Origin of the sequence: Flavobacterium sp. Root420 (assembly GCF_001427905.1) — a bacterium.
Lineage (GTDB): Bacteria > Bacteroidota > Bacteroidia > Flavobacteriales > Flavobacteriaceae > Flavobacterium.
On sequence record NZ_LMEF01000012.1, the window covers coordinates 608,746 to 626,513 of the forward strand.

Annotated in this window: 15 protein-coding genes and 1 tRNA gene; 12 read left to right on the forward strand and 4 right to left on the reverse strand. The window is 32.8% G+C overall.

Annotation, left to right across the window (positions count from 1 at the left end; genetic code table 11):
* The first annotated feature begins 128 nt into the window (after window positions 1–128).
* The 6 genes from ASC72_RS10295 to ASC72_RS10320 all read left to right on the forward strand — a co-directional run bounded on the left by ASC72_RS10295 (window position 129) and on the right by ASC72_RS10320 (window position 4,629).
* Entirely contained in the window at window positions 129–347 is a 219-nt protein-coding gene (locus tag ASC72_RS10295; RefSeq protein WP_056190442.1) for a hypothetical protein, read from the forward strand.
* A gap of 187 nt (window positions 348–534) precedes the next feature.
* A complete protein-coding gene (locus ASC72_RS10300) occupies window positions 535–1,209 on the forward strand; it encodes a response regulator transcription factor (protein ID WP_056190444.1) in 675 nt (224 codons plus the stop codon).
* Between the two features lie 10 nt (window positions 1,210–1,219).
* Window positions 1,220–2,557 carry a cell wall metabolism sensor histidine kinase WalK gene (locus ASC72_RS10305; RefSeq protein WP_241775675.1) on the forward strand — a complete coding sequence of 446 codons (1,338 nt, stop codon included), beginning with the start codon at window positions 1,220–1,222 and terminating at the stop codon, window positions 2,555–2,557.
* 102 nt (window positions 2,558–2,659) lie between these two features.
* On the forward strand, window positions 2,660–2,842 hold the full coding sequence (locus ASC72_RS10310) for a hypothetical protein (protein ID WP_056190449.1): 183 nt from the start codon (window positions 2,660–2,662) through the stop codon (window positions 2,840–2,842).
* Between the two features lie 178 nt (window positions 2,843–3,020).
* A complete protein-coding gene (locus ASC72_RS10315; protein WP_056190451.1) occupies window positions 3,021–4,256 on the forward strand; it encodes a metallophosphoesterase in 1,236 nt (411 codons plus the stop codon).
* Between the two features lie 70 nt (window positions 4,257–4,326).
* A complete protein-coding gene (locus ASC72_RS10320) occupies window positions 4,327–4,629 on the forward strand; it encodes a co-chaperone YbbN (protein ID WP_056190453.1) in 303 nt (100 codons plus the stop codon).
* A 26-nt stretch (window positions 4,630–4,655) separates the two neighbouring features.
* Here the strand turns inward: ASC72_RS10320 and ASC72_RS10325 are convergent, their stop codons facing one another.
* Together ASC72_RS10325 and ASC72_RS10330 are read right to left on the reverse strand one after the other, a co-directional pair.
* Window positions 4,656–5,294 carry a polysaccharide deacetylase family protein gene (locus tag ASC72_RS10325; protein WP_056190455.1) on the reverse strand — a complete coding sequence of 213 codons (639 nt, stop codon included), beginning with the start codon at window positions 5,292–5,294 and terminating at the stop codon, window positions 4,656–4,658.
* Window positions 5,295–5,389: 95 nt separating this feature from the next.
* Window positions 5,390–8,671: a DUF2723 domain-containing protein gene (locus ASC72_RS10330; RefSeq protein ID WP_056190456.1), complete on the reverse strand. Its 3,282-nt coding sequence runs from the start codon at window positions 8,669–8,671 to the stop codon at window positions 5,390–5,392.
* A 245-nt stretch (window positions 8,672–8,916) separates the two neighbouring features.
* On the opposite strand from ASC72_RS10330, the gene ASC72_RS10335 reads away from it, so the two are divergent.
* Window positions 8,917–8,987: transfer RNA gene (locus tag ASC72_RS10335), tRNA-Gln, on the forward strand.
* Between the two features lie 75 nt (window positions 8,988–9,062).
* Here ASC72_RS10335 and ASC72_RS10340 read toward each other — a convergent pair.
* Window positions 9,063–9,887 (reverse strand): universal stress protein, encoded by an 825-nt coding sequence (locus tag ASC72_RS10340; protein WP_056190459.1) that lies wholly within the window; start codon window positions 9,885–9,887, stop codon window positions 9,063–9,065.
* Window positions 9,888–10,064: 177 nt separating this feature from the next.
* On the opposite strand from ASC72_RS10340, the gene rimP reads away from it, so the two are divergent.
* From rimP to ASC72_RS10360, 4 genes are all read left to right on the forward strand, one after another.
* Window positions 10,065–10,529: a ribosome assembly cofactor RimP gene (gene rimP, locus ASC72_RS10345; protein WP_056190519.1), complete on the forward strand. Its 465-nt coding sequence runs from the start codon at window positions 10,065–10,067 to the stop codon at window positions 10,527–10,529.
* Between the two features lie 13 nt (window positions 10,530–10,542).
* Complete coding sequence (gene nusA, locus ASC72_RS10350; protein ID WP_056190461.1) at window positions 10,543–11,796, forward strand: transcription termination factor NusA; 1,254 nt, start codon at window positions 10,543–10,545, stop codon at window positions 11,794–11,796.
* A gap of 48 nt (window positions 11,797–11,844) precedes the next feature.
* Window positions 11,845–14,733 (forward strand): translation initiation factor IF-2, encoded by a 2,889-nt coding sequence (gene infB / locus ASC72_RS10355; RefSeq protein ID WP_056190463.1) that lies wholly within the window; start codon window positions 11,845–11,847, stop codon window positions 14,731–14,733.
* Window positions 14,734–14,868: 135 nt separating this feature from the next.
* Window positions 14,869–15,378: a DUF4920 domain-containing protein gene (locus tag ASC72_RS10360; protein ID WP_056190465.1), complete on the forward strand. Its 510-nt coding sequence runs from the start codon at window positions 14,869–14,871 to the stop codon at window positions 15,376–15,378.
* A 145-nt stretch (window positions 15,379–15,523) separates the two neighbouring features.
* On the opposite strand, the gene ASC72_RS10365 is transcribed toward ASC72_RS10360, so the two are convergent.
* Window positions 15,524–16,330, reverse strand: a complete 807-nt coding sequence (locus tag ASC72_RS10365; protein ID WP_056190467.1) for a helix-turn-helix domain-containing protein — start codon at window positions 16,328–16,330, stop codon at window positions 15,524–15,526.
* Window positions 16,331–16,430: 100 nt separating this feature from the next.
* Between ASC72_RS10365 and ASC72_RS10370 the strand changes: the two genes are divergently transcribed.
* A complete protein-coding gene (locus ASC72_RS10370) occupies window positions 16,431–17,639 on the forward strand; it encodes an MFS transporter (RefSeq protein WP_056190469.1) in 1,209 nt (402 codons plus the stop codon).
* Window positions 17,640–17,768: the final 129 nt, after the last annotated feature.

Sequence of the window (17,768 nt, forward strand, 5' to 3'; positions counted from 1 at the left end):
GAAAAACATAAAAAGCGTTAATATCAAGTTAAAGTATTTATGTTGATGCAATTCTTCATTTTGCCTTCATTTTACGAGAGTACATTTGATCTATAAAATAAAAGGTATTAATTTAAAATTTAGAAATCATGAGAAATTTATTGATGTTACTAGTAGCCGTTTTAGGAACAAGTGCAATGGTACATGCATTTCCTCCTGCTGTAAAAGTAGGTCCTGCAAAAGAAGTAAAAGCACTTCCTGCAAAAGAAGTTAAATCTACCAGACATCCTAAACACAAATCTGAAAAAAAAGCGAAAACTGAGAAAAGTGAAACTTCAAAATCAGAAACAGCAAAAGTGAAAAAATAAGTATTGCTTTTGTTTTGTTTTCAAATCATGGTAGAAGGAAACAAAACAGGAATAATGGTTATGGAATGTGGATGAGAAAGCTGATGAAGAAATTTGTCAGCTTTTTTTTGATTCGTTAATTTTTTAATAATGCACAACAAGACTTTTTTTAATTGCTTAAATTTAGTTGCGCTTAAACGCTGTTTTTATGAATATTTTAATTGTTGAAGATAATAAGGAGCTTGCCGTAGAAATTTACGATTTTTTGTGTAATGCCGGTTATATATGTAAAATTGCAAATACTTGCGCTGATGCCCTTGAAGAAGCAGCTAGTAATGATTATGATGCGATGCTGCTTGATCTTGGTTTGCCTGATGGTGATGGTTTTGAGGTTTTGAAAACCATTCGTAAAACAAAATCTAAAATGGCTGTAATTGTCCTGACGGCGCGTGGAGAATTAGATGACAGAATAAATGGATTGCATTTAGGAGCTGATGATTACTTGACAAAGCCATTTGCTTTGACTGAATTAAGTGCAAGATTATTTGCGGTTATTCGCAGAATTCATGGTTTTACTTTGAACAATTTAGAAGTGCATGGTTTCTTATTGCAATTGCAGGATTATAAAGTGAGTTATGATGAAATTCCAATTAATTTGACTAAAAAAGAGTTTGATATTTTTCAATATCTTGTATTGAATAAAAATCGTGTCATCACCCGGCTACAACTTACAGAGCATATTTGGGGAGATATTTTAGAAGTTAATTCTGATTCAAATTTTATTGACGTTCATGTTCGAAATCTCCGAAAAAAATTGGACAAACACACTACAATAAATTGGTTCGAAACCGTACGGAATGTAGGTTATCGTATAAACGAGTAAATAAATTTCTGTGAAAATAAAACACCAATTGGCTATTTTTAATGCACTGACAAGATTGTTGGTGATTTTGATTTTATGGCTGATGTTACCCATTTTAGTCGAAAATGTGGTGTACAGACATATTAATAATGGATTGGTAGAGAAAAAGAAAAAATTTATTGATCATTTGAATCAAAATGAGATCAATGATTTTATCGAAAATTCAGATGATTCTACCGAAACGTATTCGCAGTTTTCCACTTTGCACAGTGAATTTTTGGTGCTTTCTAAAATTCCTCTAAAACCAAATCAGAAGAAAACAACTTTCAGCAACGATTACCGGGTGATTGAAGGTGAAGAAAATGAATATCGAATTTTGCAATATCATTTTACCTATGAAAACCAGGGTTATCAGTTGGAAATTGGAAGTAGTTTAGGTGAAGTAAACGATCTTACATTTATAATTAGGTTCTTCATTATTATCGTTTTGGTCGTTATTCTTTTAGTGACTTTTTTGGCAGATACAGTTTATATCGAATACCTGCTCAAACCTTTCTATAAAATCATTGATACTAAAATTAGGCGCGTTAACGAACCTGAAGCTTTTGATCATACTCCAATTAAGGCAAGATCAAGAGATTTTCGTGAACTAGATTTGGTTTTAAATCAAATGATGGACAGGATTACGGAGCTTTTTAAAAAAGAAAAACAATTTATTTCGAATGTTTCCCATGAATTGTTAACACCAATTGCTTTACTAAAAAATAAGTTCGAAAATTTATTACAGAATGAATCTTTAGACGACAATGCTTTTGATAAAATCGCCGGTGCATTGAGAACATTAGATATGCTGAAAAAAATTATCAATAACTTATTGCTGATTTCCAGAATCGAAAACAATCAGTATGAGGCTAATGAAAAAATCAATTTCAAAAATATTTTCAAAGATTTAGAAGAAGATTTACAAGATAGAATTGAAGACCGAGAAATTCAGTTTTTGAACAATATAAACCATGATTTTGTCTTTACCGGAAATAAAACCTTGATTCACATATTGATTTATAATTTAGTTACAAATGCTATAAAATATAATAAACCAACGGGCAGTATTATAGTTGAAGACGGGTTTTATAATAGTCAATATTTTATTGCTATAAAAGATTCCGGTATTGGAATGAATGCCACACAAATCGAAAAGATATTCAACAGATTTGCCCGAATAAGTTCTGATCAGGACGGGCAGGGTTTAGGACTTGCCATTGCTGAGAGTATTGCTCTTTTTCATCATATTGAGATTAAAGTTACTTCTGAAATAAATGAAGGAACCAACTTTACTCTTTTGTTTCCGGAAGTGCAATTACACAATTAAAAGTTAAATTTTGAAAACTGCTTCAATCTTCATTTTGTCTTCATTTTCCGATTATATCTTTGAGCTATAAATAATAAGATAATAATCATAAAAACTTAAATCATGAAAAAATTAGTAATGTTAGCAGTAGCTATTTTAGGAACAACTGCAATGGTAAGCGCTCAAACAACTCCTGCTCAAACAGCTCCGGCAAAAGAAGCTAAAGTTTCTAAAAAGGATAAAAAAGCAGATAAAAAAGCTAAAAAAGCAGAAGTTAAGCCAGAAGCGGCAAAAGCTCAAAAATAAGAAGGCATAAGTTTATTTATAAACTTTATTGTGGATTAAAAGGTTTTAAAAAATTTGGTAGAGAAAAAGCTGGTGGAGAAATTTGCCAGCTTTTTTTGTTGTTATTTGAGTTAAATTTTTGATAATAAAAAGTGATAAGATTTTCATTCTTTGTTACTTTGCTTAAAACTACACCTACATGATCCTTCGTTTTGTAATTCTATGTGCTCTATTTTTATTTATTGAGTTTTATTCTTATCAGGCTTTCCGAACTTTAATCAAATTAAGGTGGGTTTTGATAAGTTATCAGGTTATAAGTTTACTTCTTCTGGTTTTTATTGTTTATTCATTTACACAGTTTGATCGTTCTGTTGGACAAACCAAGCAAACCATGTTTACAATGGGTTTGATGTTGTTAGTATATGTGCCAAAAATTGTACTAACTCTTATAATGTTTGGAGAAGATATTTTTAGAATAGGAGCAAGTCTTTTAAATTATTTTATGTACAATGCTCCAAGAAAAGAAATGATGCCAGACAGACGAAAGTTTATCAGTCAGATAGCATTAGGTTTGGCAGCTGTTCCATTTTTATCTTTGATTTACGGAATCTTCGAAGGAAAATATAATTTCAAAGTATTTAAGCAAACCGTCTTTTTTCCTGATTTACCAGATGCTTTTGATGGTTTTAGAATCACTCAGATTTCAGATGTTCATAGTGGGAGTTTTGACGATCCCGAAAAGATAAATTATGCAATTGATCTAATCAATGAGCAGGAAGCCGATATGATTTTGTTTACAGGAGATATTGTAAATACACACGCAAAAGAAATGCATCCCTGGCTGGAGACTTTTAATCGAATTAAAGAGTATAAATACGGTAAGTTTTCAATTTTAGGAAATCATGACTATGGGGAATATGTTACCTGGCCTTCTGAAAAGCAAAAAAACGAAAATTTTCAGGAGATTAAGGGTCTTTATGGAAAAATTGGATTTCAACTATTGCTAAATGAACATACTTATATTCAAAAAGGGGATGATAAAATTGCCTTAATTGGAGTGGAGAATTGGGGGGTTAATTTTAAAAAGGCAGGCGATTTAAATAAAGCATCAGAAAATGTTCCTGAGGATGATTTTAAGGTTTTAATGAGCCATGATCCTAGTCATTGGGAAGCTGAAATTAAAGACCATCCCAAAAACTTCCATTTAACATTGTCAGGCCACACGCATGGTATGCAATTTGGAATAGAAATTCCGGGTTATTTTAAATGGAGTCTGGCGCAATATATTTACAAACAATGGGCTGGTCTGTATGAAAATGTTGGCAGATATGTTTACGTGAATCGTGGATTTGGTTTTCATGCGTATCCGGGACGAGTTGGTATCATGCCGGAAATAACAGTCATCGAACTAAAAAAAGGCAAGAATGTGGCTTAATTCGTTAAAAATGCTACATTTGTATTAATTATCTCTTTTTAATAGATTAAAAGAATTAAATTTTTGGTTTATGTCAAAATTTGGAGAACTTATAAATGCTCAGGTTCCAGTGTTAATAGACTTTTACACAGATTGGAACGAATCATCTGTATCAATGCATCCTGTTATTAAGGATGTAGCTGCTGCACTAGGCGATAAAGCCAAAGTAATTAAAATTGATGTAGATAAAAATCAGGAACTTGCTGAAGCCTTGCGTATAAAAGGACTTCCTACTTTAATGATTTATAAAGAAGGACAAATGATCTGGAGGCAATCAGGAGAACTTGATGCAAATACGATTATAGGAATTGTCCAGGATCAATTCAGTATTTAAAACTCCTTCTTCTCAAGTTGGTATTGTTAATGAATAATATCAAACGTATATCCATTTTCTTTTAAAAAGTGTAAAGTTTTAGGTAACGCAAATTTTAAATTCTGCGATGCTTTTATACTGTCATGAAAAACGATTACACTTCCCGATGTTACATTTTTAGTTACGTTTTCAAGACATTTTTCTGGTGTAATACTCTGATCAAAATCCGCACTTAAAACATCCCACATTACTATTTTGTAGCCTAAACTTCGTAAAATTTTAGATTGTGCTTTTTTTATTTTCCCATAAGGAGGACGAAATAGTAAGCCATTCAGCCTTTTTTCATTTGATAAAATAGAAGCACAAGTTTTTACATTCTCAATATAATCATTTGTTTGGCTTTTCCATCCATTGATATGATTCATGGTGTGATTTCCAATAGAATGTCCTTCTGCGATTAATCTTTCAAACAAAGATGAATTGGCATTAATGTTTTTTCCAATACAAAAGAAAGTGGCTTTTGCATCAAATTTCTTTAATTCGGATAAAACCCAATCTGTAACTTCAGGAGTTGGACCATCATCAAAAGTGAGGTATATTTTCTTTTCTTGATTTGGAATATCCCAACAATACTTAGAAAACACCCTTTTTATAAATGAATTTGTTTTTACCCAATAAAAGCTCATTGTGAAATGATTTAGATATATGTAAAAATAAAAAATGCAGCGCTATTTAACTAGTAGCACTGCATTTTTTTAATCAGTATATTTTTCGTATCTTATTATTCTTTTTCGCGTCCAAAACGTTCGAAAACATTTACATACGTATTAAACGTAACCTTGTGTTTTTCGTAGAATGCTTTATCCTTGTTATGTTCCATAACCTGTAGCAGACTTCTGTAACGCTCAATATCAGTGATAATATCCATAGCTAAATCGGTTTGATCGCCTGGAGTCAATGTTGCATAATAATTTAAGTTCTCTTTATATTTCTGAACTAATTTATTTAGCAGGTCATGTGCTTTTGCAGTTTCACCAACTTTGTAATATCCATTTGCAAAAGGCTCGACTAATGAGTAATATCCAAACTTGTCCACAGGTAATTTTGTCATTGCCAGATTAATCACATTTTTAGCTTTGTCTATTTTACCTTCTGCAATTAATTGATCACTTAAGCGAGATAAATTAGTGCGGTATGTAATGCTGTTTCTTCTGGTTTCAGGATCGTGATAAATTTTATCACTATCACTATTACCCCAGTCCCATTTCATTACAATATCATACATTTTATCTGCATCAATTTGTCCCATATCCATTGGTCCGCCTTCTTTTGAAGGGACATTTCTAATAGGAACTAATTTGTATACCATTCCATCTAATTGTAAATAATCTTTTAACCATAAATAATCTTCATCGTCAAAAGCACCACCACTAAAATAGATTGGTCTTTTCCAGTTGTTATTGGCTAAAATATCAAGCATCATCAAACGATTTTTGTAGATCGCGCTTCCTTTGATATCGATGTCCATATACGGAACGATAGAATCGTTGTATTTTGGGTTAACAACTTTGTTTTTGATGATTAGATTTTTATCTACGGGAACTCTAATTTTATTCGTTGGATAAAAATGAATTGTTTGTCCGTTTTGTAAACCTACGGTCGATTTTGGATTTTTAATAAAACTAATAAAGTCATTGACATTCCAACGAGTGTCTATTTTCTGAATGTAAGCCACGTAGTCTAATTTATCTCCCACATATTCATCATGAGTGAATGATATTGGTAATGGATCAGATTCATATGATTTTGCCTTCATTTGATCAATATACCAATCCGTCATAAACAGACTTGTATTTACGATTTTTACGTCTGTCCTAATGCCTTCGATTTCCTGGGCATACCATAGCGGGAAAGTATCATTGTCTCCAATAGTGAATAGAATAGCGTTTTTGTCGCATGAAGTTAAATATGCTTTAGCCATTGCAACTGCAGTATATTTGTTTGATCTGTCATGATCATCCCAGTTTTGAGACGCCATTAAAATAGGCGCAGCTAATAAACTTGCGGTAATAATAATTGGCCCGGCGATTTTTGGAGCAATGTATTTCTGAATACTTTCGTATAAGGAATAGACTCCAAAACCTATCCAGATTGCAAATACATAAAATGATCCTACCAGTGCATAATCTCTTTCACGAGGTTCAAAAGGCCTTTCATTTAAATAAATTTTCAATGCAATACCAGTAAATAAAAACAATGCCAAAAGCACATAAAAGCTTTTAAGATCTTTATTGGCATGATACATTATTCCAATAAGTCCTAAGATAAATGGAAGGAAAAAGTAAACATTTCTTCCTTTGTTGTTTAAAACATCAGAAGGTAAATTGTCCTGAGATCCAAGATGTAATGAATCAAGAGCTTTGATTCCGCTAATCCAGTTTCCGTCTAAATTATCGTATTTTCCTTGTTCGTCACTTTGACGTCCAACAAAATTCCACATCAAATATCTCCAATACATGTATCCAAACTGATATTCGAACATAAAACTGAAGTTGTCTGCGGTTGATGGTTTTTCTATGATTAAATAATCTTTATAACTATTTAAGAACTTAACATAGCCTTCATTGTCAATTTGTTTTTGCGAGTAAGCTTTTCTGAATTCAGAAACAGTTTTTTCAACCTCGTTTCGTAATTGGGCTGTAGCTTTATTGTATTCCTCTTCACTTAATTGACTCGCATCAATACCGTATTTTGCTAAATCATCTTCATAAGGATAATTTGGATTTATTTTAAAGGCAGGAGGATTAGTGAAACTGATATAGTTTTGAATGTGCCCGGTTTCGGTACTCCACATTCTTGGCAAAATCGTTTTTTGATTGTCATCAGAATTTTGATCTGCGTTTTTGTAATTGTTGGTAATCACATATTTACCAGTTTTATAATCTCTTTCGTAGTTAGGTTTTTTATCTAAATAAGGAGTTTTTTCGTCAAGTCCGGAAAAAACTTCAGTATACTGAGGTCCATAAAATAATGGATTTACACCATATTGTTCACGATTATAATACGCTAAAACCTCTGTAGCATCTGATGGTTTGTTTTCATTGATAACTGTATTGGCATTTGCACGAACAGGCAGCATTATCCAGGTTGAGAAACCAATCAGGATAAATAAAACACAAAGAATAATAGTGTTATAGAAAACCAAGCCTTTTTGCTTTGTATATTTTAATCCAAAATAAAAGAAAGCGATAAAAAGTAAAGCAACGAAAATGGATCCTGAATTAAAAGGAAGTCCCATACTGTTTACCATGAAAACTTCTGTTTTTCCAAAGAAAGCCATGGTTAAAGGCAAAAGTAATTTGAAAATGAATAATAAAATAGCAATTACAACAGCGTTCGCAATAATAAAATTTTTAACAGTGACTTTTTCGTAATGTTTAAAGTAATATAGAAAACCAATTGCAGGAATTGTCAATAAAGCCATAAAGTGAACTCCAAAAGAAAGTCCGACAACAAGTGAAATAATTAACAGCCATTTATTTCCTTTTGGCTGATCCATATCTTGTTCCCAACGAAGACCAAGCCAGAAAAGCAATGCAATTAATAAGGAAGCCATTGCATAAACTTCGGCTTCAACAGCATTAAACCAAAAACTATCAGAGAAAGTATAGGCCAATGCACCAACAAATGAACTTCCTAAAATAACAATTGAATTGTTTTGATCAATTTCTGCAAAACGAGATACAATTTTTTTCAAAATCATAGACGATGACCAAAACATAAATAAAATAGTGAAAGCACTAGAAAAAACAGACATCATATTTACCATCACCGCTACATGTTGATTGTCTATGGCAAACATGGCAAAAAAAGCTCCCATCATCTGGAATAAAGGTGCTCCCGGTGGGTGACCAACTTCTAGTTTGGCGGCTGTAGCAATATATTCGCCACAATCCCAGAAGCTCATAGTAGGTTCAACAGTCAGTGTATAAGTAGTTAAAGCGATTGCAAATGCAAACCAACCAATAATTGTATTCCATTTATTGAAATTGAATTGTGCCATATTTAGATGTTAAAATTTTGTATGTTTTCTATTCTACAAAGAAAATGTTTTTTTGTGTAAAGAAACGAGCATTAACAAAAAATTCTACAAAACTATTTGGCGAAAGTAACGCATTGTTTGTGAAATACTTGCAGTGATATTACAGAATCGAAAGAAAAAAAAATGAAAAAAAAATGATTTTTTTTCTCAAAAAGTTTGCGCAAACTAAAAAAAGCTTTAAATTTGCACTCGCTTAACCGCACTGCTGGTCTATGGTGTAATGGTAACACAACTGTTTTTGGTGCAGTCTTTCTAGGTTCGAGTCCTAGTAGACCAACATAAAAAGCCTCTCGATTGAGAGGCTTTTTTTATGGAACAAATTCAAGTGAATCCTGATAAATCTGATTTACTTTTAAATTTTTAAAGTAATAACAGGCCGAACGGCATGATTTACTAAGCCTTCACTGATGCTTCCGTTAAAAAAGTGTGCAAAACCGGTTCTTCCGTGAGTGCACATTCCTATGATGTCTGCATTTATGCTATTTGCAAAATTGATAATTCCTTTTTCAATATTAGTGTCGTTGTAAATTTGAGTGGTGTAATTGGTAATATTGAATTCGGTTACGAAATCTTTCATCGCTTTTTCGATAACGTGTGTCGGTTTGAAGCTGTTTGGTGTGCAGATTGTAACCAGATGTATTTTTGCTTCAAAGAATTTGGTAAAGTTTAGGAGTTTTTCGAATGGTTTTTTTGTTTCTGCAGAAAAATCAGAAGCAAAAACAATATTAGATACATTAAAATTAGAAATGTCTTTTTTGATAATCAAAACAGGGATTTCTGAATTTCGAACAACTTTTTCAGTGTTGGAGCCAATTAATAATTCTTCAACACCAGAAGAGCCATGTGATCCCATGATGATTAAGTCAATGTCGTAATCCTTGCTAACTTGTGTGATTCCGTGAATGGGTTTGTCCATTTTTACAATTTCAGTAACAGGAATTCCGTCTAAATAGGGTTTTGATGAGATCTCGTCAAGCATTTCGTTTGCTTTTTTCATGAAAAGCATGGTTTCAGGAATGCTTGCGCCGCCTAGTATGGCATCATTCATTTGATGTGGCAGTTCGAGCATGTGTAAAACGATGATTTCGGAATCGTTTTTTTTAGCGATTTGAGCGGCAACTTTTAGGGCATCTTCTGCGTGTTCTGAAAAGTCAGTAGGGACTAAAATTCGTTTCATAATTTTTTGAGGTTAAATTATTTGAATAATCCGTGATTTTAATGCTTCTATAAAGATAAGAAATATTTTTAGAGCAATCAATTTATTTTGATTTATAAAAAAAACACTATATTTGCACCGTTATTTATTAAAATCTAAATAATGAGGGGACTAAGTGTCCCCTCTTTTTATAAAATTATGACATTTAAAGAAAAAGTAAACGGATTAATCGCAGAAGCTCTTCTGGAAAAGCCTTCAGTCTTTTTGATTGATTTGTCTATTTCGGATTCTTTCAAAATTAGTGTTGGTTTAGACGGAGATAATGGAGTGGCGCTGCAGGATTGTATTGATATTAGTCGTGCAATCGAGAATAATCTGGATCGTGAAGAACAGGATTTTTCGCTTGAAGTAGCATCGGTTGGAGTAGGGTCTCCTTTGAAAATGACAAGGCAATACAAGAAAAATATTGGTAGAACGTTGATTGTTACTACAAATACTGAAAAAATTGAAGCAGAATTAGTAGAAGCTAACGATGTTTTTATAATTTTGTCTTGGAAAGCAAGAGAACCTAAAAAAGTAGGAAAAGGAAAAGAAACAGTTCAAAAAGAGCAACAAATACCTTATACAGAAATTAAAGAGGCAATTGTTACAGTAACATTTTAATTAAAGAATTCGCATGGAAAATTTAGCATTAATCGATTCATTCTCAGAGTTTAAGGATAATAAACTTATTGATCGTGTAACGCTTATGGCAATTTTAGAGGACGTGTTTAGAAATGCATTGAAAAAAAAATACGGTTCTGATGATAACTTCGACATTATTATAAATCCTGATAAAGGGGATATGGAGATTTGGAGAAGAAGAGTAATCGTTGCTGACGAAGATCTTGATTTTGAGAACGAGGAAATTACCTTGACTGAAGCTAGAATGATCGAGGCGGATTTTGAAATTGGTGAAGAAGTTTCTGAAGAAGTTAAATTGATCGATTTAGGAAGAAGAGCTATTTTGGCTTTGCGTCAAAACTTAATATCTAAAATTCACGAACACGATAATACAAATCTTTACAAGCAATTTAAAGATATTATCGGTGATATTTATACTGCCGAAGTGCACCACGTACGTCCTAGAGTAGTTATCTTAGTAGATGATGAAGGAAACGAAATTGTACTTCCGAAAGAAAAACAAATTCCATCTGACTTTTTCCGTAAAGGAGATAATGTTCGTGGAATTATTGAAAGCGTTGAATTAAAAGGAAATAAACCTCAAATTATTATGTCCAGAACTTCTGAAAAGTTTTTGGAGAAATTATTTGAACAAGAAATTCCAGAAGTATTCGACGGATTAATTACAGTTAAAAATGTAGTTCGTATTCCTGGTGAAAAAGCAAAAGTAGCTGTTGATTCTTATGATGACAGAATTGATCCTGTTGGAGCTTGCGTAGGTATGAAAGGATCTCGTATTCACGGAATTGTTCGTGAGTTAGGAAACGAAAATATTGATGTAATCAATTATACAAGTAATATTCAATTGTTTATTACAAGAGCATTAAGCCCTGCGAAGGTTTCTTCTATCAAAATTGATGAAGAAAATAAAAGAGCTGAAGTTTTCTTGAAATTAGAAGAAGTTTCTAAAGCAATTGGTAGAGGAGGTCACAATATTAAATTAGCAGGTCAGCTAACAGGTTACGAATTAGATGTTATTCGTGAGGGAGATGTTGCTGGTGCAACTGCTGATGAAGACGATGTTGAATTAACAGAGTTTTCAGACGAAATCGAAGACTGGGTAATTGAAGAATTTGCTAAAATAGGTTTAGATACTGCAAAAAGTATTTTAAAACAAGAAGTAGAAGATTTAGTAAGAAGAACGGATTTAGAAGAGGAAACTATTCTTGACGTTATGAAAATACTAAAAGAAGAGTTTGATAACTAATTATCTACTCTAACAACACAACGAAAAAGGTAATAATAAAAAGGTTATATGTCTGAAGAGAGAGTAATAAGAATAAACAAGGTTTTAAGGGAATTAAATATTTCGTTAGAAAGAGCTGTTGATTATCTAAAAGATAAGGGAATTGCTATTGATGCAAATCCAAATGCGAAAATTTCTGATAGCGAATTTAATATCCTACAAAGCCAATTTGCGGGCGATAAGGGGAATAAGGAAGCTTCTAAAGAGGTAGGAGAAGAGAAAAGAAAAGAAAAAGAGGCTTTACGTGTTGAACGTGAGAAAGAAATTGAGGACAAACGCAGACAAGACGAAGAGCGCCAAAAACAGCAAGAGATTATAAAAGCGAGAGCTGTTGTAACCGGACCTGTTCAAGTTGGTAAAATTGATTTAAATCCAAAGAAACCTGCAATTGTTTCTGCTCCTGCTGAGGAACCTGCTAAAGCAGAAGAACCAAAAGCAGTTGTTGCTCCAGCTCAACCAGAAAAACCTGTTCAAAAAGAAATTGTACAGCCTGAGCCAGTTGCTCCTGTCGTTTCTGAAGAGAAAAAGGTAGAAAAACCTATTATTACAGAGAAAAAAGAGGTAAAATCTAGTCCGGAAGTTTCAGCACCAAAAGTAACGCAAGAGCCTGTTGTTTCAACAGATCCTGCAACTGCTGAAGAGACTATTACTACTCAATATCAAAAATTATCCGGAACTACTTTGACTGGGCAAACAATTGATTTATCTCAATTTAATAAGCCTAAGAAAAAGAAAGAAGATCCGAAAATAACTCCTAATAAACCAGGAGCTCCAGGTGCAAATAATAACGCTAATAAAAATAAGCGTAAAAGAATTGCTCCTAAACCAGGAGCGCCAGGTGCACCAAAACCTGCTACAGGAAATGCGCCGGGAACTCCAAACCCAAATAAAATTACGCCAAATACTGGTGGTGGAGGCTTTAATGCCAACAGAAGTGCAAGACCTGGTTTTGTAAAAGGAAACCGTCCTGCAATTGTAGCTAAGGTTGAGCCTACTGAAGAGGAAGTAAAAAACCAAATTAGAGAGACTCTTGAAAAACTTCAGGGGAAAGGTGGAAAATCTAAAGCTGCTAAATACAGAAGAGATAAAAGAGATACACACCGTCAGAAATCTGATGAGGAGCAAAGAGCTATTGACGAAGGAAGTAAAACTATAAAAGTTACGGAATTTGTTACTGTTGGTGAAATTGCAATCATGATGGATGTGCCGATTACTAAAGTAATTGGAACTTGTATGTCTCTGGGTATCATGGTAACCATGAACCAACGTTTAGATGCTGAAACTTTAACGATTGTAGCTGATGAGTTTGGTTACGAAGTTGAGTTTATCACAGTTGATATCGAAGAAGCTATTGAAGTCGTTGCTGATAGAGAAGAAGATTTAGTTGTTAGGGCGCCTATTGTTACTGTAATGGGTCACGTCGATCACGGTAAAACATCTTTACTGGATTATATTCGTAAAGAAAATGTTATTGCTGGGGAGTCTGGAGGTATTACACAGCACATTGGAGCTTACGGAGTGACTTTAGATAATGGTCAAAAAATCGCATTCTTAGATACACCGGGTCACGAGGCGTTTACCGCAATGCGTGCACGTGGAGCTCAGGTTACCGATATCGCTATTATTGTTGTTGCTGCGGATGATGATATCATGCCACAAACAAAAGAAGCAATTTCTCACGCACAAGCTGCGGGAGTGCCAATTATATTTGCAATCAATAAAATTGATAAACCAAATGCGAATGTTGAGAAAATCAAAGAACGTTTGGCTGGTATGAATTTACTTGTTGAAGATTGGGGTGGAAAAATTCAGTCACATGATATTTCTGCAAAAGTTGGAACAGGAGTAAAAGAATTATTAGAAAAAGTTTTATTGGAAGCTGAGATTTTAGATTTAAAATCGAATCCAAACAAAGCAGCTCAGGGAACTGTAGTTGAGGCTTTCTTAGATAAAGGAAAAGGATATGTGTCGACAATTTTGGTTCAACATGGAACTTTGAAAATTGGAGATTATATGTTAGCTGGAAAACATCATGGTAAAATTAAAGCGATGCATGACGAAAGAGGGCATATTGTTTTAGAAGCTGGTCCTTCTACTCCTGTATCTGTTTTAGGTCTTGATGGTGCTGCAACTGCGGGTGATAAATTCAACGTTTTTGAAGACGAAAAAGAAGCGAAACAAATTGCGTCTAAACGTTCTCAATTAATGCGTGAACAATCTGTACGTACACAACGTCATATCACACTTGACGAAATTGGTCGTCGTATTGCTCTTGGTCAGTTTAAAGAACTTAATGTTATTCTTAAAGGAGACGTTGATGGATCTGTTGAAGCATTATCAGATTCGTTCTCTAAACTTTCTACTGAAGAAATTCAAATTAATATTATCCATAAAGGTGTTGGAGCAATTACAGAGACTGACGTTATGTTGGCTTCTGCTTCTGATGCAATCATTATCGGATTTAACGTTCGCCCTGCTGGAAATGCGAGACAACTTGCAGATAAAGAAGAAATCGATATCCGTTACTATTCTATTATCTACGCCGCTATTGATGACTTGAAAGATGCAATGGAAGGAATGTTAGCTCCTGAGATGAAAGAAGAAATTTTAGGAACTGCTGAAATTCGTGAGATTTTCAAAATTTCTAAAGTAGGTTCTATTGCAGGATGTATGGTAATGGATGGTAAAATCATGAGAACTTCTAAAATTAGAGTTATCAGAGATGGAGTAGTAGTGCATACAGGTGAACTTGTAGCATTGAAACGTTTCAAAGATGATGTTAAGGAAGTTTCTAAAGGTTACGATTGTGGTATTCAGATTAAAGGTTACAACGACATTGAAGAAAGAGATGTTATTGAAGCATACCATGAAGTTGCAATTAAAAAGAAATTGAAATAATATTCAGTAATTATATTTTAAAGCCTCAATGAAAATTGGGGCTTTTTTGTTGCTATATTTTATTCTGATTCGAGTCAAAAAAAACAGTTTATTTATTTCAAATTTTAGTATTATTTTTGGTAAAATTATTTGATTATGAAACTAGTAATATGTTCAATCCTATTATCGATATGTTTTTCTACGCTCTCTTTTTCACAGGAAGCAGTAGAAAAAAAATCTCCGCCAGCAGGGAATGCCATAGTAGGAGATTATTATGGTACTGATGTTTCTGAAATTTCGGAAAGCAAGGCTATTTCAGTAGAGAAATTAGAAAATGAATTAAAGAATACAAAAAAATCAGAAAATGTTACTGTAAAAGGATTGGTGACAGATGTCTGTGAGAAAAGGGGATGTTGGTTAACTATTAAAACAGAAGACGGTTCTGGCTTTTTTGTAAAAATGAAAGATTATGCATTTTTTGTCCCTACTACATTAAAGGGAAAAAACGTTGTTTTAGAAGGTACTGCAGAAAAAATGATCACATCCATAGAGGAGTTGAAACATTATGCTAAAGATGCTAAAAAAACAAAAGCAGAAATTGACGCTATTATTACACCCAAAGAAGAAATACGGTTTTTAGCAGCTGGAATTAAGGTAGTAGAATAATAGATTGTTAAGTTTTTATGCAGTATAAATTTATCGAATGGATTTATACAATCATTATATTCAAAGCAAAAGGCCTCATTTAGAATTGAGGCCTTTTGCTTTGAATATGATTCTGATTTTCTGTGATATTTGATTTTAGAATTAATTAAAAAATTTCATTTATTTTATTTTCCAAAATGTAGTTTGATGGAGTTTTGCCTAGATTTTTTTTGAACATAAAAATAAAAGCGCTGGTTGTTTCGTATCCTAAATCAAAAGCTATTTCTTTTATGGATTGTTTTTCTCCTAATCTTTTTATGGCCTCCAATAGTTTTAATCGGATTCTCCAATCACTAAAATTCATTCCCAATTCTTTAATAAAAAGCCTGGATAATGTTCTGCTGCTCATGCAGGACAAATCAGCATAATAGTCTATTGTGTATTTACTGGATACATCATTTATTAAAAGAGCAATAACGTTTTTTAATTGTATATGATTGCTGGTAGGTAAAAAAGTAGAACTCGGTTCGATTAACGTTAATTCATCTAAAAAAACATCCATGATTTTTCTTTGTGAAAGGGTAATATCTTTATCATCGTCAAAAGAAACAATTTTAAAAAGCAGCTGTTTTAAAAAAGAAGAAATATCAAAAGAAAAACTATTCGTTGGCAGATTATTAGTAAATGAAGGATCAATAAAAATACTATATAAATTTACATTCTGCTGAAAAGAAACTTGATGTTCAAGTCCTTCCGGAATCCATAGTCCTTGTAATGGATTGACTACCCAAATTTCATTTTTTATAACAACATTCATAACGCCGCTAGTGGCGTAAATGAGTTGTGCGCGAGGATGCGAATGTGATGAGCAAATGGCATTTGTGATTGTTGTAGTATAACCTACAACAGGTAAAGCGGCATTTATTATATATCCGTAATCAACGACCAGATGTGTCTGATATTCATTATTCATTGTCCAAATGTAGTAATTCCGACAATATATTTTAATGCCATCTTTGTAAAAAAATAAATATTTAAAATTTATTAATGTATAAGAAAATAAAAAATAATCTATGACAACTACCAAAACGCAGCCTGAAATTATTCAGAAAACAATTTATTCTATCCTTTTTATAATTAGCTTTTCCCATTTTATAAATGATTTACTGCAAGCTGTAATACCTTCTGTTTATCCACTATTTAAAGAAAAATTTAATTTAAGTTTTGCTCAAATAGGTATGATAACTTTTACTTATCAACTTACAGCATCTATTTTACAGCCTTTTGTTGGTATGCATACAGATAAAAAATCTAAACCCTATTCATTAGTTGTTGGAATGAGTTTTACATTGCTGGGTTTATTTTTTATTTCTGTTGCTAGTAGTTTTATCTATTTGTTGGTTGCTGTAAGCTTCATTGGTATTGGCTCTTCTATATTTCATCCGGAATCTTCGAGAGTGGCTCACTTAGCATCGGGAGGAAAAAGGGGGCTGGCGCAATCTATTTTTCAATTAGGAGGAAATGCAGGCAGTGCTATTGGGCCTTTATTAGCTGCATTAATTATTATTCCACATGGACAATCTTATATAATTTGGTTTTGTCTAATTGCTTTGATCGGTATTTTTGCTTTGTATAAAATTGCGATTTGGTACAGTGAACATTTAGAAATAAAACGAGTAAATAATACAGTTACAAAAGAGGCTGTTGTTCATCATCTATCTAAAAGAAGAGTGTGGTCATCTTTGGTGATTTTACTGATTTTAATTTTTTCTAAATATTTTTATATGGCAAGTATTACGAGCTATTATACTTTTTTCTTAATAGATAAATTCCATGTATCGATACAAGAATCTCAAATTTATTTATTTGTTTTTCTGGGTTCGGTTGCTGCAGGAACTCTTATAGGAGGTATGGTAGGAGATAAGTTTGGTAGAAAATATGTAATATGGATTTCTATTTTGGGAGTTGCGCCTTTTACGCTTATGTTTCCTTATGTTTCTTTATTTTGGGTTGGTGTCTTATCTGTATTGATAGGGCTAATTCTTTCATCTGCTTTTTCGGCAATCTTGGTCTATGCCACAGAGTTGTTGCCGGGTAAAGTTGGTTTGGTAGCAGGTTTGTTTTTTGGATTTGCTTTTGGAATGGGAGGTTTGGGATCTGCCATTTTAGGTAAGCTCGCCGATTTGACTAGTATTGAATATGTGTTTAAAATTTGTGCCTTTTTACCGTTAATTGGTGTAATTGCAGGTTTTTTGCCTAATATTGAAAGTAAGAAAGCTTAATAGATTTAGATATGTAACAAAAAGTAGCTGTCTCAAAACTGAGGCAGCTATTTTTTTTGAGTTTGTTTTTTTCTGGTCAATTTTGTATATTTAATCAGTGATTAACAGCTGATTATATATGAGATTCAA